General features: G+C 36.9%; 2 protein-coding genes. Both read right to left on the reverse strand.

The window, feature by feature from the left end; all coding sequences use genetic code 11:
- Positions 1-31: 31 nt before the first annotated feature.
- Complete coding sequence (locus tag LC455_RS30915) at positions 32-958, reverse strand: IS3 family transposase (protein WP_223596787.1); 927 nt, start codon at positions 956-958, stop codon at positions 32-34.
- A partial coding sequence (locus tag LC455_RS30920; protein WP_223596785.1) for a helix-turn-helix domain-containing protein occupies positions 859-1,478 on the reverse strand: 620 nt, incomplete at its 5' end. The genes LC455_RS30920 and LC455_RS30915, both read right to left, overlap by 100 nt.

Raw genomic sequence — 1,478 nt, forward strand, 5'->3', positions numbered from 1 at the left:
TGATGTGACCCCCAAAAGTTAGAGTTTTATATTAAGCAGCTAATTGGCTGGTATGGGTACGGTATTGAACCGGACTCATGCCTGCCAATTTTTGCTTTATACGCTTGTTATTATAGTAATTGATATATTCTTCAATTCTCTTTTTTAGTTCCTCAAAAGAGCACAGTGTTTCCCCGTAATACATTTCTTGTTTTAGTAATCCGAAAAAGTTCTCCATGGGTGAATTATCTAAACAGTTTCCTTTTCGCGACATACTCTGAAACACCTTGTTTTCTTTGAGCGTTTTTACCCATTTATTATGTTGATAATGCCACCCTTGATCAGAATGTACAGTTGTTCTAAACTTTGAATCTTTTACAATTTCTAAAGCTTCCTCGAGAGGTTTGAGCGCTAATTCTAAGGTTGGGTGCATACTTATCCCATACGATAGAATTTCACCATTAAACATATCCATAATGGGGCTTAGATATAGTTTTACACTGTCTGAACACTTGAATTCTGTAATATCTGTCGTTAATTTTTGGTGACACACATTTGTATTGAAGCGGCGATTGATAAGGTTCTTGGCAACTGTTCCCGTCGATCCTTTGTAAGAGCTGTACTTACGTGATTTTAACCTGAACTTATTTCCCTTGAGCCCACGCTTATTCATGATGCGTTGAACCTTCTTATGATTCGCTTTTAATCCACGGTTTTTCAATTCTAAATGAATACGACGATAACCATAATTTCCGTTATGTTCTTCGAAAATGGATTGAATACTTTCCTCTAATTCCTGGTCGGGATTCTCCTTCTTCATGTTTTTAATATGATAATGGTAGGAGGATTCAGGAATACCGACTATTTGTAAAACATCTTTTAATTTGAAGGTTTCTTTGAGTTCGAATGATAACGCTGCTTGTGCTTTTCGAGATAACCCTCCGGATCCATCTGAAAAGCTCGCAACTTTTTTAAGTATTCTACCTCTAAACGAAGAAGCTCGTTTTCTCTTTCTAACTTTTGTTCGTACGTCATTTTATTTTCTTCTGTTGTTTTTTTATAATTTCCGTTCTTCGCTTTATCAGACATGTGTGGACGTCCTTTCGGTCTATCCAGGGCTTCAGTTCCCCCCTCCAAAACTGCTTTCTTCCATGAACCAATTATAGGAGGGTTAGCTAACCCGAAATGAAGGGCCGTTTCCGTTTCTGAAGAACCTGTTCTTTTCATAAAGCTTAATACATCCAGCTTGAATTGAACAGAATAAGTTTCCTTGCGGATCTTCCTCTTTAACCCTTCATCACCCAATTTCTCATATACATCAATCCACCTTTTAACCTGTGAATATGCCTTAATGCCATGCTTTTTGGCTAAAAGCTTATGTCCTAAAGTACCTTCTTTGTATTCTTTTACAACCATGAGCTTAAACTCATCACTATATTTAGCCATAAAAAACACCCCAAGAGTCAGATTTTCCTCTAACTTTTGGGGTGCATTACATT

The organism is Neobacillus bataviensis (assembly GCF_019969725.1).